The organism is Herbaspirillum lusitanum (assembly GCF_046025995.1).
GTDB classification, from domain to species: domain Bacteria; phylum Pseudomonadota; class Gammaproteobacteria; order Burkholderiales; family Burkholderiaceae_D; genus Herbaspirillum; species Herbaspirillum lusitanum_A.
Genome location: NZ_JAQQFM010000005.1, coordinates 478,089 through 493,291, shown reverse-complemented (window position 1 = coordinate 493,291; position 15,203 = coordinate 478,089). Strand labels below are relative to the sequence as shown.

12 protein-coding genes are annotated in these 15,203 nt (G+C 60.5%); 2 read left to right on the top strand and 10 right to left on the bottom strand.

Features of this window, described 5'->3' with window-relative positions; genetic code table 11:
* Positions 1-167: 167 nt before the first annotated feature.
* The 3 genes from PQR62_RS13465 to PQR62_RS13455 all read right to left on the bottom strand — a co-directional run bounded on the left by PQR62_RS13465 (position 168) and on the right by PQR62_RS13455 (position 4,343).
* Entirely contained in the window at positions 168-1,814 is a 1,647-nt protein-coding gene (locus PQR62_RS13465) for a methyl-accepting chemotaxis protein (protein ID WP_408158452.1), read from the bottom strand.
* Between the two features lie 281 nt (positions 1,815-2,095).
* Positions 2,096-2,893, bottom strand: coding sequence for a transporter substrate-binding domain-containing protein (locus PQR62_RS13460; protein ID WP_408158451.1), 798 nt, complete (start codon positions 2,891-2,893; stop codon positions 2,096-2,098).
* 253 nt (positions 2,894-3,146) lie between these two features.
* Positions 3,147-4,343, bottom strand: a complete 1,197-nt coding sequence (locus PQR62_RS13455) for a M20 aminoacylase family protein (protein WP_408158450.1) — start codon at positions 4,341-4,343, stop codon at positions 3,147-3,149.
* Positions 4,344-4,636: 293 nt separating this feature from the next.
* Here PQR62_RS13455 and PQR62_RS13450 point away from each other — a divergent pair, with 293 nt between their 5' ends.
* Entirely contained in the window at positions 4,637-5,539 is a 903-nt protein-coding gene (locus tag PQR62_RS13450; RefSeq protein WP_408158449.1) for a LysR family transcriptional regulator, read from the top strand.
* Here PQR62_RS13450 and PQR62_RS13445 read toward each other — a convergent pair.
* From PQR62_RS13445 to PQR62_RS13420, 6 genes are all read right to left on the bottom strand, one after another.
* Entirely contained in the window at positions 5,536-6,699 is a 1,164-nt protein-coding gene (locus PQR62_RS13445; protein ID WP_408158448.1) for an NAD(P)/FAD-dependent oxidoreductase, read from the bottom strand. The two genes, PQR62_RS13450 and PQR62_RS13445, sit on opposite strands and share 4 nt — an antisense overlap.
* A 123-nt stretch (positions 6,700-6,822) precedes the next feature.
* The gene (locus PQR62_RS13440; RefSeq protein ID WP_408158447.1) at positions 6,823-7,485 is read right to left on the bottom strand and encodes a YitT family protein; all 663 of its coding nucleotides are present in this window, start codon (positions 7,483-7,485) and stop codon (positions 6,823-6,825) included.
* Between the two features lie 31 nt (positions 7,486-7,516).
* Positions 7,517-8,833 (bottom strand): FAD-dependent oxidoreductase, encoded by a 1,317-nt coding sequence (locus PQR62_RS13435; protein WP_408158446.1) that lies wholly within the window; start codon positions 8,831-8,833, stop codon positions 7,517-7,519.
* Positions 8,834-8,884: 51 nt separating this feature from the next.
* On the bottom strand, positions 8,885-9,235 hold the full coding sequence (locus PQR62_RS13430) for a RidA family protein (RefSeq protein WP_408158445.1): 351 nt from the start codon (positions 9,233-9,235) through the stop codon (positions 8,885-8,887).
* Between the two features lie 47 nt (positions 9,236-9,282).
* A complete protein-coding gene (locus tag PQR62_RS13425; protein ID WP_408158444.1) occupies positions 9,283-10,806 on the bottom strand; it encodes an amidase in 1,524 nt (507 codons plus the stop codon).
* Positions 10,807-10,843: 37 nt separating this feature from the next.
* On the bottom strand, positions 10,844-12,082 hold the full coding sequence (locus tag PQR62_RS13420) for an MFS transporter (protein WP_408158443.1): 1,239 nt from the start codon (positions 12,080-12,082) through the stop codon (positions 10,844-10,846).
* A gap of 222 nt (positions 12,083-12,304) precedes the next feature.
* Here PQR62_RS13420 and PQR62_RS13415 point away from each other — a divergent pair, with 222 nt between their 5' ends.
* A complete protein-coding gene (locus PQR62_RS13415) occupies positions 12,305-13,219 on the top strand; it encodes a LysR family transcriptional regulator (protein ID WP_408158442.1) in 915 nt (304 codons plus the stop codon).
* Positions 13,220-13,378: 159 nt separating this feature from the next.
* Here PQR62_RS13415 and PQR62_RS13410 read toward each other — a convergent pair whose 3' ends face one another.
* The gene (locus tag PQR62_RS13410; protein ID WP_408158441.1) at positions 13,379-14,836 is read right to left on the bottom strand and encodes a hypothetical protein; all 1,458 of its coding nucleotides are present in this window, start codon (positions 14,834-14,836) and stop codon (positions 13,379-13,381) included.
* Positions 14,837-15,203 lie beyond the last annotated feature (367 nt).

The following is a 15,203-nucleotide window of genomic DNA, read 5'->3' as shown; positions in this document are numbered from 1 at the left end:
GACCAAGAAAGTGTCGCTGAAAGGCCGCCCGCCGACCTCGGCGCCGCACAAATAAAAATGCCGCTCAGCGATCAACTGAGCGGCATAACTTGATGAGAACAGACTGCCACGCAAACGCGATCCGGTGCGGCTGAAGGAGCCTCGTCAAGCCATTGCGTACATCGCCATCAGGCCTCAATCAAGGCCGGTGCACCGGACAAGACCTTCAGCTTGCGTGAACTGCCGCCGACCGCAGGTGCCTTTGCCGCTTCCAGCACCGCCACTTCGCTGCCAATGGAAAACACGCTGACCAACTGCGTCAGATTGCCGGCCTGCGACTTCATCGACGCTGCCGCTGCAGCAGCCTCCTCCACCAGTGCCGCATTCTGTTGCGTCACATCGTCAAGCTGGGCAATGGCATCGTTGACCTGCTGAATGCCGGCCGACTGTTGCTGGCTGGCGATGCTGATCTCGCTGACGATGGAGGTCACGCGCTGCACGCTGGTCACAACCTTGGTCATGGTCGCGCCGGCCTGTTCCACCAAAGCGCTGCCGGTGCCGACTTTCTTCACCGAGTCATCGATCAGCCCCTTGATTTCCTTGGCCGCCGCCGCCGAGCGCTGCGCCAGGCTGCGCACTTCCGAGGCCACCACGGCGAAACCGCGACCTTGTTCGCCGGCACGCGCCGCTTCCACCGCAGCGTTCAGCGCAAGGATGTTGGTCTGGAAGGCAATCCCGTCGATCACGCTGATGATGTCCACGATCTTGCGCGAGGAAGCATTGATCTCGCCCATGGTGTCCACCACGCGGCCGACCACCTGTCCGCCTTCAGTGGCGATTGACGATGCGGTCGCCGCCAGCTGGCTTGCCTCATGCGCGTTCTCGGCATTCTTGCGCACGGTCGAGATCAGCTCTTCCATGGCCGACGCCGTTTCTTCCAGCGCGCTGGCCTGCTGTTCGGTGCGTTGCGACAGATCCTGGTTGCCGGCGGCGATTTCGCTGGAAGCGGTGGCGATCGAATCGGTGCCGTTGCGCACATTGCTGACAATGTTGCGCAAATTGCCATTCATGCCCTGCAGCGAGGTCAGCAACTGGCCGACTTCATCTCTGGAGTTCACCTGCACTTCGGCCGTCAGATCACCATCTGCAACGCGTTGCGAGAGTTCCACCGCAGCCTTCAGCGGGCGGGTAATGCCGCGCGTCAGGAACCAGGCGCAGAACACGCCGAGCACCAGCGCCGCCGCTTCCAGAATCAACAGCAGCAAACGACTCTGCACCGCAACCTGCGCGATGGACTTGGACGTCATGTCGATCTCGGCCTGCTCGGCCTGTTGCAGCTTTTGCATCGTCAACTGATAGTTCTTGGCCAGCGGCATGAACTCTTGAATCAGCACCTGCCCGCTCTGCTCCTGCTCACCGGTGGACTTCAGATCCATCATGCGCAGATAGACTGCCTTGTAGTTCTTCTGAAACTCTTCGATCTGAGCGTACAAGCTCTTCTCGTCACCGCTGCTCAGCATGCCGGACAGTTCTTTTTGCAGTCCGGCGGCTTCTTTATTGGCCAGCAGTTCTTCATTCAGGAAGTAAGCGCTCAAGGTCGGATCGGTGCTGCGCGACATGGCGATAGTGCGTTGAATGCCGGCGCGCAGATTGCCGTACCAGGAGGAAATCAGACGCTCCTTGCGCACCGACTGCTCCACCATGGAACTGGTGACATCGGACACCACCTGCAAACGCCAGACGCCGATTGCCATGATCACGATGGATAAAGCCAGAATCACAGCGAACCCCACCGCGAGGCGATTTCCGATTTTCATATTGCCGAAGGCTTTCATTATTCAACTCCCCTTTAGTTGCATAGTCGGCAGTTGCATTCGCAGCCGCCCCAACACGAATTCAGCAAGAACCATACCCAGCGACAACTTTCCCATGACCTGAAAAAATCCGCCAGCCCCTCCCTATGGTGCTTCGCGCCTATCTGTCACATCAGGCCAGTACAGGCCAATACAGATGAAAAACGCACCGTCTCACGCAAGAAGCCGGCGTGCTACGGTGCGTCGGGCTAGGCCTTGAATACTGAATTTGCGGCGTAATTCTATACGGAAAGCAGACTTGCTTACTCGAAGGTCGTCGCCAGCTTTTCCGACATCGGCACGTTCAGCCATTTCTTGACGATGGTGTTCAGCTCGCCATCTTTCTTGGCCGCAGTGAGCGCCGCATTGACCTTGTTCTTCAAGGCCGGCTCGTCCTTGTTGAGACCGACATAACAGGTCGAAACGTTGATGACGTACTTCAGCACCGGCTTGTTGTCCGGCGCTTTTTCACCGAGCGAATACGCAACGAAGTCGCCGGTACCGACCAGTTGCACCTGGCCCGACACGTAGGCCGAAATCAGACTGTTGTTGTCTTCATAGCGCTTGATGATGGTGTTCTTGGGAACGGTGTCGGTCAGCATCAGATCTTCGAAAGTGCTGCGCGCCACGCCGACGGTCTTGCCGCCCATGTCCGCCGCGTTGGCGACCTTGATGGCGGCCACGCCGAACACGCTGTTGTTGTACGGCGCATAGCCCTGCGAGAAGTCGATCACCTTTTCACGCTCGGCATTCTTGCCCAGCGTGGAAATCAGCAGGTCGATCTTGTGCGTCTGCAGATACGCGATACGGCTGGCAGTCGGCACCGGCACCAGCTGCGCCTTCAGGCCCATGCCTTTCGCGACCAGGTTGGCCACATCGATATCCAGACCTTGCAGCTTGAGATCGGAATTGACCGAGCCGAACGGCGCAAAATCCTGCGGCACGCCGATACGCAGCACGCCGCTCTTCTGCACATCGGCCAAGGCATCGGCGTGCGCCTGCAGCGCCACAGCGGACATGACGGTAAAGGAAGCGGCCAACAACGGTTTGATGAACTTCATGAGTTTCCCCTCTGTGATACACAAGAAAAGACGGTTTGCCTGCGCGCCCCGCCGCTGATTTTCATTGAAGCATGGACTACTGAAAATGAAACATCGGCACTGAAGCGCCCCCCCTGGATTCGCCGGATCAAATGCTGCGCCCGCGCTGTAAAAAATACAGGCGAAACGACCGCTCATTCCATCCCGTTAAATCACTCAAAAAACCGCCATTGGCCAGGACCTGACCTTACCTGACTGAGCGCATGGGCGCAGATCAGTCGCCCTTTGCCAGAATCTTTTCCGCCAGCCTGACCCAGTAGCTCGCGCCGATCGGCAGCAGATCGTCATTGAAGTCATAACTGGTGTTGTGCAGCATGCACGGGCCATCACCATGCCCATGCTCACGATGACCGCCGTCGCCGTTGCCCAGCAAGGCATAGCAACCTGGCCTGGCCTGCAGCATGAAAGAAAAATCTTCCGCGCTCATCGGCGCCAGCATGTCGGCGTCGACGTTCTCGGCGCCTACTACATCGCGCATCACTTCAACGCAGACTGCCGTCTCTTTCGGATGGTTGATGGTCGGCGGATAGTTGCGCTTGAAACTGATCTCCACCTCACAGCCGAAACCTGCACCGATATGCTGCGCCAGCTCGCGCATGCGCTGCTCGATCAGGTCCAGCACTTCAATCGAAAAGGTGCGCACCGTGCCGCCCAGCCATGCCGTATCGGGAATCACATTGCTGGTGTCGCCGGCATGCACCTGGGTGATCGACATCACTGCGGCATCGGTAGGACGCTTGTTGCGCGTGAGGATGGTTTGCAAGGACTGTGCCAGTTGCACCACGGCGGCCACCGGATCGATGGCGTTATGCGGCAGCGCTGCATGCGAGCCCTTGCCCTTCATGCTGATGCGGAACTCATTGCTGGAAGCCATGATGGCGCCGGAATTCACGCCGAAAAATCCCAGCGGCATGCCGGGCCAGTTGTGAATGCCGTAGACCGACTCCATCGGAAAGCGCTCGAACAGACCGTCTTCTATCATGCGATTGGCGCCGCCGCCCTTTTCTTCCGCCGGTTGGAAAATCAGATAAACGGTGCCGTCGAAATTGCGAGTGGTCTGGAGATGATGTGCTGCCGCCAGCAGCATCGCAGTGTGGCCGTCGTGGCCGCAGGCGTGCATTTTTCCGGGATGGCGGGAGGCGTGTTCGAAGGTATTCACTTCTTGAATCGGGAGCGCGTCCATGTCGGCGCGCAGGCCGATGGCGCGTTTGCTGCTGCCTGACTTGATGATGCCGACGACGCCGGTGCCAGCCAGTCCTGTGTGAATGGGGATATCCCATCCGCTGAGAATTTTTGCTACGGTTTCCGAGGTGCGTCGTTCTTCGAAAGCCAGTTCGGGATGTGCATGCAAGTCCCGTCGGATGCGCTGAAATTCAACGCGGGATTGTTCTATTTCGCTGATCAGATTCATACAAAGTGCCGCAAGGTGTGATGGACGTTCTTGCAGCGCAGGCGATGTCTGAAACGTATGAGCCCGCCGTGAATGTCTGATTCAGATTCAGACCAGACGCCCCCACTTGCCAACAACGCACGATCTTTGTGCAAACCTGCGCCGCCCCGTCCAAAAGCTGCGCCCTGCCGATCTTCCCTGCGTCGTTTCACCCTTGCTGCAAAACTGAAAGCAAGTGTATGGTTCGCTCTTATGCTTGAAAATTACTATATTTATATAGAAAATATACTTGTAAGGTATAGAAAAGGAAGCCAATGGAAATCCGCCACCTGCGCTATTTTCTGGCCGTCGCAGAAAACGGCAGCGTTGCACAAGCTGCACGCAAACTGAATATCGTGCAACCGGCGCTGAGCCGTCAGATTCACGATCTGGAAAATGAACTCGGTACGCCGCTGTTCGAACGCAGCGTCAAGGGCGTGCTGTTGACGGTGGCCGGCAAACAGTTCATGCGCGATACGCAGAAACTGCTGGCAGAACTGGAAGCCGCCAAGGAGCGCGCCTTGCGTGCAGCGTCGGGACTGGAGGGTTCGCTGCGCATCGGCATCTCGCACAATCACACCTGGCATCCGCTGATCCTGCGCCGGCTGCGCCGTTTCCGCGATGCCTATCCGGATGTGGCGCTGATGCTGGAGCCCTCGCTCTCGACCCAGCAGCTCACGCACATTCGCGAAGGCCGCATCGACGGCGGTCTGATCGCCTTGCGCGACCAGGATGACAAAGAGTTGAGCGGCGTCAAGGTATTGAGTTCAGGCTTGCTGCTGGCGGTGCCGGCGCACAGCAAATACGCCAAGAAGCCGCCGGCGCGATTGCGCGATCTCAAGGATGAACCTTGCGTGTGGTTTCCGCGCGAGCGCTCGCCGGTGTATCACGATTATCTGATTCACCAGTGCCAGCGCGCCGGGCTATCGCCCAAGCTGATCCTGAGCGGCTCCGACGTGGCGACGAATCTGGGCATGGTGGCAGCCGGCATGGGCTATTCCATCGTCTCCGAAGTCTCCAAATACAACAGTCCCAAGGAAGTGGTGCTGCACCATCACCCCGATCTGCCGGATCTGCATGACGTCGAATTCGTGACCCGCAGCGACGCCGACTCACCGGCGCTGCGCGCGTTTGCCAAAGTGATGAGCACGCCGCATCCGCGCGACGGAAAGACTTAAGTCGGACGCAGGCGCGCCGGGCTGAGCGCATCGGCATCCACCCCGAAGCCGGCGATGGACGCCGGCAGCGGCAAGCCGCGCAGCAAGGCAGCGTAAGCCTCGCCTGCCGCCGGCGCGGTCTGAATGCCATAACCGCCCTGCCCGGCGGCCCAGAAAAATCCCGGCAAGTCAGGATCGAAGCCGCCGACGAAACTGCCGTCTTCCACAAAAGATCGCAAACCGGCCCACACATGCGAAGGCCGCCGTATCACCAGCGAAGTACGGGTCTGGATGTGATCGATGGCAATCGCGATATCCAGTTCTTCCGCCTGCACATCATGCGGCTCCACCGGATCGGCATTGGCCGGCGAACCCAGCAGCAAGCCGGCATCCGGCTTCACGTAAAAGGACTCATCGACGCCCATGAACATCGGCCATGCGGCGCTCTGCAAACCGGCATCGACCGCAAAGGTGAACGCCGAACGGCGCTTGGGCACCAGCCCAATCGGCGCCGCGCCGGCCAGCCCGGCGATCACATCGGCCCAGGCGCCGGCAGCGTTGATCACGACAGGCGCAGTGAATGTACCTTGCGATGTCTCTACCTGCCACATCTGCAAATGTGCATCGGTGCGGTTCAGGCTCAGCACCCCGGCATCGGTCACGATGCGCGCACCGGCCGCACGTGCGCCGCGCAGAAAACCCTGATGCAGCGCATGTACATCGATGTCGCAGGCATCCTCTTCATACACCGCGCCGCCGACTTCTTGCGGCCGCAATACCGGCACGCGCGCGCATGCCTGCTCCGCACTCAGGCGTTCGACCTGATCGCTCACGGAACGGACGATGGCTTCGTGCGCATCGAGTTCCGCCATCTGATCCGGGCGCGCAATGAACAGCGCACCGCGTGGCGTCAGCAAAGGGTGATCGGTAAAGCCGGCCGGGGGCTGATCGAAGAAGGCGCGGCTGGCGCAGGTCAATGCGCGCACCTGCGGCGGGCCGTAGCTGGCCATGTACAACGCCGCAGAACGGCCGGTGCTGTGATAGCCGGGCTGCGATTCGCGCTCCAGCAGCAGTACGCGGCCATGCGGCGCCAGCCAGTAGGCGATCGATGCACCGGCAATGCCGGCGCCTATGATCAGATAATCCGCCGCCTGCGATTGATGTTCAGTGTTTTCTTGCATGGGTATTTCTCCACAACGAGAAAATCCGGCACCGTCGCAGCCAGCGATCAGGAACGGGATCAAAAATTGGTATGCAGCTTCCGTGCACGGCGCAACACGGCCGGCGATGCGCTGTCTGCAAATCTAAAAACCTGTGTAGCGCCCCGGCCGATGATTCATTCCTATCAGCAGATTGATGGTGACCGCCCCCACCACGGATGCCGCCACACGCTCCGGCGCCACCACCAGCAAGGCGCTCAGCACAATACAGACATCCACCGCCATCAGTACCCAGCCGGCGCGCCAGCCATAGCGATCCTGCAGATACAGCGCCACGATGTTGATGCCGCCCAGACTGGTGCGATGACGAAACAAGGCGATGAAACCGACGCCCATGATCAGGCCGCCGATCAGCGCAATGTAGAAAGGATTGACGCTGCTGAACTGATTGCCGGCGCCGGCGAACAACAGCCGCGAATGCAATTCGGAAAAGGCTGAAATCAGCAGCACGCCGGCGAAGGTGCGCCAGGTGAAGCTCCAGCCCATGCGCTTGAACGACAGCACATAGAACGGCAGATTGATCACGAAGAAAATCATGCCAAAGGAATAGCCGCTGGCGTAATGCAGCAGGAAGGAAATGCCGGCCGTGCCGCCGGTCAGAATCCCGGTCTGCTTGTACAGCGCCAGCCCGAAAGAAATCAGCAAGGTGCCGGCCAGCACCGCCACCAGATCCTCCAGCGGCGTATGCGCCACCGGCTTCTTTACGGTGGCGTCCTTTGGCATGGCGGAGGCGCTGCTTTCGCTCATCGCATTGATCCTTCATCGCTGGCTTGCATGTTCATTTAAAACGATCCCAGCGATAAGCACGGCACGCGATCTCAGGCTCGGCGCCGTCGACCAGATCGGCAATAATGCGCGCGCAGCCGGCCGACATGGTCCAGCCCATGGCGCCGTGGCCGCAGTTCAACAGCAGATTGGCGTGACGGCTGCGGCCCAGCAGCGGAATGCCGTCCGGCGTCATCGGCCGTTGCCCGACCCAGCGCTCCGGCGTGTACTTTTGCAGGCGCGGATAGATGCTGCGGCCGAATTTCTCGAGCGCAGCAAAACGCTTTTCGGTGAGCGCCTCGCTACCCTGCGGGCCGATATCGGCAAAGCCGGTGAAGCGCACCACGCCGCGGCCGAAACCGGCCCAGGCGATCTTGTCGGCCAGCGATACCGCGCCGAGCGCCGGTTCGAAATCTTCCTGATGGCGAAAGGTGATCGAATAGCCGGTCACCGGATAAATCGGCAAGGCATAGCCGAGCGGCGCCAGCAAATCGGCTGAAGCCAGCCCGGCCGTCATGACAAAACAATCAGCCTTGATCTGGCCCTGCGCGATCTCGATGGCTGCAATTCTGTCCTGTCCCGCCGACTCTGTGATCAGACGCCGGACCGGGGTATCGAAATGAAAGCGCACGCCCAGCTCCTGCGCGCGCCGCATCGCTGCTGCGGCAAACTCGCGCGCATTGCCGGTGGCGTCCTGCGCACAGAACACACCGCTGTCGAATTGTTGATCGGCGTCCGCCAGCAGCGGCTCCAGCTCGCGCAGAGCGGCGCCGCTGATCATGCGACTGGGTTCGCCGGCCTGCTCCAGCATCTGCTTTTCGATCTGGCGCGGCTGTTGGCCTTGTTGATACAGATAAAGAATCCCGCCGCGTGTGCCGCCGTATGCGTCCAGCGCGATAGGAGCAGTCGTGTCGGAGAAATGCACATCGCGCGAATAGGCCGACAAGGCCAGCGCCGCGCGCGAATCCTGCTCCCATTGATGCATGGAGCTGTGCCGGTAAAACTGCCAGCCCCAGCGCCACAGCCTGGGGCTCCACAGGCGCGTCACACCCAGGCCGTCAGCCTTGCCGAACAGACTGCGAATGAAGACGCCGATGGCGCCGGGTTCAGCCCAACTGAAGCAATGCCCGGGCGAGATCAGTCCGGCGTTGGCATAGCTGGCGCCGCCGGCCTGTTGCGACGCGGCCTCATACACATCAACGCGGTGGCCGTGCTGGGCCAGTCGCAAGGCCGTGGTCACGCCGACGATGCCGGCGCCGATCACGACCACATGCCGGGCAGACTGCCTTGCGGCTGGTGAAGAGGAGAGATGGTTTGCTGGTGTCTGCATTGCTGGTTCAGGCCCTCAGATGACACATCGGGCGGCGGCTGCTCATCCGGTTCAGAGCGCCGCCACCACGGCCACTTCCACATCCAGCCCCGGCAGCATCAGCAAGGCCTGAACGCAAGCGCGCGCCGGTGCGTGGCCGCTCGGAATCCATTGATCCCAGACGGCATTGAAAGCGCCGAAATGCGCCGGGCTGCTCAGCCACACATTGGCGCTGACGATCTGTTCGCGCTGGATGCCTTGCGCCTGCAGTTGTGCGTCGATCTTGCCCAGCACTTCGGTGGTCTGCTGTTCGATGGAGGAGCCGGCGTTGTCCGGCACCTGGCCCGAAACGAAAGCGAAACCGTTGGCCATGACGACCTGGCTCATGCGGGCATTGGTGTTGATGCGTGTGATATTGCTCATGGCTGATGAATAGAGTTAGGAAAAAATAAGATGGAACAAGCTCAGACTCAGACCGCAGGCCCGCCGGCCACATCCGCCGCGCCGCCGGACAGCAGCGGCGGATGCGTAACGATGGACTTGAGATCGACGTCGCTGCGACGCAGCTTGTTCAGATCCGGACGCGGGCGACGCAGCTCGTCGCTGCATTCGAACAGCTGTTCCAGCGCGGCGGCGCAGCCCAGCACATAGCCGTCGGCCCGGAAGCCGCCGGTGATCTGCAGGCCGAACGGCATCTGCTTGTGATCGACGCCGCACGGCAGTGAGATTGAAGGATTGGTCGCCAGCGTCACCACATAAGTCAGCGCCAGCCAGCGGTAGTAATTTTCCAGCGTCACGCCGTTGACCTGCTTCAGATACAGCTCGCTCCACGGGAACGGCGACACCGGGGTGGTCGGCGACAGGATCAGATCGAACTGCTCGAACTTTTGCTGGAAGCGACGGAAGATGCGGGTCTGCTCGCCCTGCGCCCAGGCGCTGTCTGCCAGCGTCATGGCGGCGCCGAGTTCATAGTTGGCGCGCGTATTCGGCCCCAGAGAAGCAGGATCGCGGCGATACGCAGCTTCAAAACCGGCCACGAAACTCTCGGCGCGGATCACGTCGAAACAGCGATGCGCTTCGCTCATGTCCAGCTCTATCGGTTCGCACACGCTGACGTACTGACTGAGCGCTGCGATCTTGTTGCGGAACACCTGACGGATGTCGTTATCGACATCGCAGACGCCGAAGTCTTCGGTGTAGCCGATCCGCAATTGCGACAGATCGACGCTGGGCAACATGCCGAAAGGGTCATTGCCGAGCGGATAGCTGAGCGGATCGGTCATGTGCATGCCGGCCGTCGCGCGCAGTTGCAGCACGGTGTCGGCGACATTGCGGCCCATCGGGCCGACCACCGAAATCGGCGTCCAGCCCAGCAGCTTGCGTTCGCTCGGCACCAGCCCTGGCGAAGGACGGAAACCGACCACGCCGCAGATGGAAGCCGGGATGCGCAGCGAGCCGCCGGTATCCGAACCGCTGCACAAAGGCAGCAGATCGGTGGCCAGCGCGGCCGCCGAACCGCCCGAAGAACCGCCGGCATTCAGCAGGGGGTTGAAGGGATTGCCGGTGGCGCCCCAGACCGTGTTGCGGCTGTTGGCGCCGGCGCCCATTTCCGGAATGTTGGTCTTGCCGGCGACGATCGCGCCGGCCGCGCGCAGACGCGCCACCAAAGCATTGTCGCGGGCCGGCACGTTGCCGCGATAGATCGGCGAGCCGTAGGTAGTCAGCAGACCTTCGGTTTCTTCCAGATCCTTGATGCCGATCGGCAGGCCGTGCAGCAGCCCCAGCGGCTTGCCGCTCATTACCGCCTTCTCGGCGTCGCCGGCTTCCTGACGGGCGCGCTCGAAGCAGGTTGCGGTGACCGCATTGATATGCGGATTGATGTCTTCGATGCGAGCAATGCAGGCGTCCAGCAGTTCGACCGGGGAAATCTGTTTGGAACCGATCAGCTCGCGCAGTTCGACCGCGCTTTTTTCTACGATGGATGTATCAGACATGTGTGTTCTCGTGGCTCTCGAAAAGGTCTAAATGCAATCAGGCGTGCTGCGCGTAAGCGGAGGACTTCATGGTGCGGATGAACAGGCTCACCAGCACCGAAAAGCAGGCGGCGGCGATCAGGAAGCCGAATGCATAGTCGTAGTTGTTGAAGGCGCTGACCAGGAAACCGATCACCAGCGGCGAGATGAAACCGGCCGACTGCCCGCCCAGATTCACCATGCCGATGCTGGTGCCGATCAGATTGGCCGGCAGCATCTTGGTCGGCAGCGCAATACAGGTGGCCAATACGAAGGACTTGAAGAAGTAGGCGATGCACTGATAGGTGATCAGCGCGGCGACGCTGTCGGCGGTGTACATGCAATAGATGAAGATCGCGGTCAGGATCGAGCTGCCTATCAGCAGCACGCGTTCGCGGCCGTCGAAGAAGCGCATCATCACCCAGCCGCCGATGGCGGTGGCGATGCCGGCCAGCACGTAAGGCAGCGGCAGCAGCATGCCCACCGATTTCAGATTGAGCCCGCGCTGCGTCATCAGGTAAGTCGGCATCCACGAATCCAGGCCCTTGTTGACGATGCTCAGACCGAACCAGACGGCCACGATCTGCCACATCAGCGGGGTCTTCAGCAGAGCGCGGAAGGCTTGCTTGTTGATCGCCTTTTTTTCCGCATCCGCAGCGGCATTGCCGCTGTTGCGCGTCTGCCTGATCGGCTTGACCACGAACCAATAGACCACTGCGAACACCACGCCGACGATGCCGATGTAATGGAACACATTGCGCCAGCCGAAAGCGATGATCATCGGCGCGATCAGAATCGGCGCCAGCATGCTGCCCACATAGTTGGACGACATCAGCAGCGAGGACATCTTGGGACGCTCTTCCTTGCTGAAGGTCTCGGCCACGCCCTTGACGCTGGCCGCCGGGAAAGCGCCCTCGCCCAGGCCGAACACGAAGCGGATCACCACCAGGCTGGTGATCGACCAGGCCATGCCGGTGATGCCGGTGAACAGCGACCACAGCAGAATCGAAATCACGATCACCGGACGCGAACCGAAGCGATCCGCCAGCCAGCCGCCCGGCAGTTGCAGCAGCGAATAGCCGAGGAAGAAGCTGCTCAGCAGGATGCCCAGCTCCGAGGGCTTGAGACTGAATTCGCTGGCAATATGCGTGGCGGCGAAGGTAATCGCCGCGCGATCGATATAGGAGACGCACCAGCCCAGATACAACAGGGCCAGCACTGCATATTTGTACTTACTGTTTTCCACCGCTGCCTGCATGTTCGATTCCTCGATAACAAAACTGCTTTGTCCGGGCTGGCGTTCAAACTTAGCGCCTGCCGTGTCTGCTTACCGGCCATAATCCATTCAGCTGAGCACTTGACGATGCCCAGGAATGAGGTTCAGGGTGAAACCTATGCTACGACCGGCAGTGGTTTGCAACAAGAATAATGTTTCGAATAATCGATTGCCGAAACGGCAAACCACTCCTAAAATATCCCTATGCCCAATACCCGAGTCCTGCAAGAAACCGCCGTCCGCTACTTCCTGGAAGTGGTGCGACGCGGCTCGATCACGGAAGCCGCGCTGACGCTGAATGTGGCGTCCTCCGCCATCAGCCGCCAGATCGCGCGGCTGGAGGACGAGCTGGAAACACCCTTGTTTGAACGCGTCTCGCGCGGCATGAAACCGAATGCCGCCGGTGAACTGCTGGCCGCGCATGCCTTGCGCGCGCAACTGGAAACCGACCGCATCGGCAATGAATTGCTGGCCTTGAAAGGCTTGCGGCGCGGCGAAGTGAAGCTGGCCAGCACCGAGGGTTTTGCGCTGGACTTCCTGCCGACCGCCATCGAAGAATTCCGCCGTCAACATGGCGGCATCCGGTTTCAGCTGACCGTCGGCAGTGCCGGCGAGGTGGCCGCGCTGATCCGCGAAGGGGCGGTTGACATTGCGCTGACCTTCACCATGGCGCCGGATCGCGACATCCGCGTCGAATATGCGCAAAGCGCGCCGATTCTGGCGGTGATGAATCCCGCTCATCCGCTGGCCGCGCGCAAGCAGGTGGTGTTGTCGGAGCTGATCGCTTATCCGCTGGCGCTGCCGCAAAAAAACATCACCATGCGCCGCCTGATCGACGCCTGCTGCAGCCGCAAGAATCTGTTGCTGGAACCGGCGCTGGCGAGCGACTCCATCAACGCCCTGCTCGGCTTTGTGCTGGCCGGCGACGGCGTGGGGTTTTCCGCCGGCCTGCCGATTCGCAAGCTGATCCGCGACGGCATGCTGGTGGCGCTGCCGATCCGCGACCGCGACATGAACACGCTGCAGATGGAAATCCAGTCCCTGTCCGGCCGCACCTTGCCGCAGGCGCCGCGGGCGTTTCTCAATACGCTGATTGCGCGGGTGACCGAGCTGGAATGAGTTGAATCGGAATGAACAGCGCTTGAGCTGAAACATCCGTTTGCCAGACTGAAAAATGCGGACAAAAAAATGGCAGATCGCCGCTGACGATCTGCCATTTTTATTTGTGTAGCCACTGAGCGGATGCGTGTCGCCACGCATCCGCCGCACCTCAAACCATCAGAACTTGCTCGAGATGCCCAGATCCCATTTCTTCTCGCGATCTGCGGTATCGGGCAGCAGACCATTCGAATAATTGAGCGACAGGCCGATGTTCTGGTTGAAGTTATAGGTCAATACGGACTTCCAGTAATGGATACTTTGCGCGCCCTTCAAGGCCTTCAGCCCGGTGAAGGTAGTGGTGAAATCGAAAGGCAGGCGCGGATTGGTGCTGGCCAGGGTGAAACCGGCCTGGGCGCCAAGCCGGATGAAGTCTTCGTGATCCGCTGAAACAGTCGCATCGCCCCGGTTGGTGTAAATACCGTTGCGGCTCTGACCGATCAGAATAGGTTTGAAAGAAATACCGTCGGACAGGCGAATGAAGTCATTCAGCTTGGCGACGCGGATGGGCGTGTAGGTGAAGTTGGCGCTCAGCAGACGGCTGCCGTCGGTGTTGTTGATCAGATAATCCGGCCGCGCGGTCAGGTCTTCGGTGTCGGTGGTACCCGGATGCACGAAGTGGAAGCTGCTCAGGACACCGACCGCAGTGGTGCGGGTGGTGGTGACGCTGGCATTGGTACCGTCGTACACGGTCACCCGATTCTGCTTGAAGCCGATATAAGGCACCGCCTCATAGGTGCTGCCGGCCTCGTTGAAGGTGCTCTTGTCGAGCGCATAGCCGGCATAGGCCACGATGTCGTTGGTGCGCGACTGCGCCACGTCGTCGTTGGCTAGACTGAGCTTGGCGCGGTCAACCGATGCGAATGCGGCTTTGTTATCCGGGCTGATCGATAACTGGTCGGGATTGCCGCGCACGCGCAGGCGATCCATCCAGCCTTTCTCCTGCGCCGGAGCCGGTGCCGGCGCAGCGCCGTTGTTCGGCGCCGAAGTGGCGGTGCCGCCATTGCTGCCGCTGCCGGCAGCAGCTACCGCACCGGATGCACCGGCAGCTGCCGGCGCCGCGCCTGAGCCTGCCGCCGCAGGTACAACCGCCGCCGGTATCGGTTCCAGAGACGGTTTGGCATCTGCCGCATTACATTGCAGCGTGGCCTGACTGGCGTTGCCGGTGCTGCCGAAAAAGTCCGCCGCCGGCACCTTCTTGCCGCCTGCCTTGAAACCGGCATCCTGGTTGTCCAGCAGCTTTTGCACGGCATCGTTCATGCGCCCGACGTTGCAACTGTCGCTATCGGTGCAGGCCGCGCCTTTCTCCGCTTTGTGCTTCTGCAGCAGCCAGTGCACCAGGGCACGCTGCGACGTCAGCGGCGTCGCGTTCTTGCCGACCGAAAGATAATTGGTGCTGACCGGATAAGTCTTCAGCAAGACCCCGGCCAGTTTTTCTTTTTCCACCTGCCAGCGCGGTGAGCAAATGCTGGGCAGGTCTGCATTGTCAGCTGCCATCGCCGTGAGCGGCATGGCGCCCAATACCGGGATGAAGGGAATGATGCTTGCAAGAGCAATGCCTTGAAAATGGCCTCGCATAGGCTCCTCAGAATAATGTGTGTTGGCGACATGTCAACCGACGCGACGCGGTCACTCAAAAGCATGTGAACGACGACCGGCCGTGCTGGATTGACTGCGGTGGATTGCCCGGGGCGCAAGCTGAAAGCAGCTCCCGACGCACCGGACTTGCTGAAGCGGCAAGACGGAAGTCACCAATGGACAGGATGACATCAGCTTGTAGCTGCTGGGATGAACAGCTCTGCAGTCCGGACAGGTTTTATGAGCGCCGCGGCGCAGCAAACGTTCAACCTAAGTTTGTAGAAACGCCGGAAATTTACATTGAGACCGCCTGCACAGGCCTGAATCCGGCCATTCGTGCGCCCTGAGGCGCGATCAAGAATGAAAT

Bases quoted from the DNA above. Each gene is read 5' to 3' on its own strand.
- PQR62_RS13445 (WP_408158448.1), bottom strand. From the start codon at position 6,699: ATGCAAGAAAACACTGAACATCAATCGCAGGCGGCGGATTATCTGATC.
- PQR62_RS13430 (WP_408158445.1), bottom strand. From the start codon at position 9,235: ATGAGCAATATCACACGCATCAACACCAATGCCCGCATGAGCCAGGTC.
- PQR62_RS13460 (WP_408158451.1), bottom strand. From the start codon at position 2,893: ATGAAGTTCATCAAACCGTTGTTGGCCGCTTCCTTTACCGTCATGTCC.
- PQR62_RS13415 (WP_408158442.1), top strand. From the start codon at position 12,305: ATGCCCAATACCCGAGTCCTGCAAGAAACCGCCGTCCGCTACTTCCTG.
- PQR62_RS13450 (WP_408158449.1), top strand. From the start codon at position 4,637: ATGGAAATCCGCCACCTGCGCTATTTTCTGGCCGTCGCAGAAAACGGC.
- PQR62_RS13425 (WP_408158444.1), bottom strand. From the start codon at position 10,806: ATGTCTGATACATCCATCGTAGAAAAAAGCGCGGTCGAACTGCGCGAG.
- PQR62_RS13435 (WP_408158446.1), bottom strand. From the start codon at position 8,833: ATGCAGACACCAGCAAACCATCTCTCCTCTTCACCAGCCGCAAGGCAG.
- PQR62_RS13410 (WP_408158441.1), bottom strand. From the start codon at position 14,836: ATGCGAGGCCATTTTCAAGGCATTGCTCTTGCAAGCATCATTCCCTTC.
- PQR62_RS13440 (WP_408158447.1), bottom strand. From the start codon at position 7,485: ATGAGCGAAAGCAGCGCCTCCGCCATGCCAAAGGACGCCACCGTAAAG.
- PQR62_RS13420 (WP_408158443.1), bottom strand. From the start codon at position 12,082: ATGCAGGCAGCGGTGGAAAACAGTAAGTACAAATATGCAGTGCTGGCC.
- PQR62_RS13465 (WP_408158452.1), bottom strand. From the start codon at position 1,814: ATGAAAGCCTTCGGCAATATGAAAATCGGAAATCGCCTCGCGGTGGGG.
- PQR62_RS13455 (WP_408158450.1), bottom strand. From the start codon at position 4,343: ATGAATCTGATCAGCGAAATAGAACAATCCCGCGTTGAATTTCAGCGC.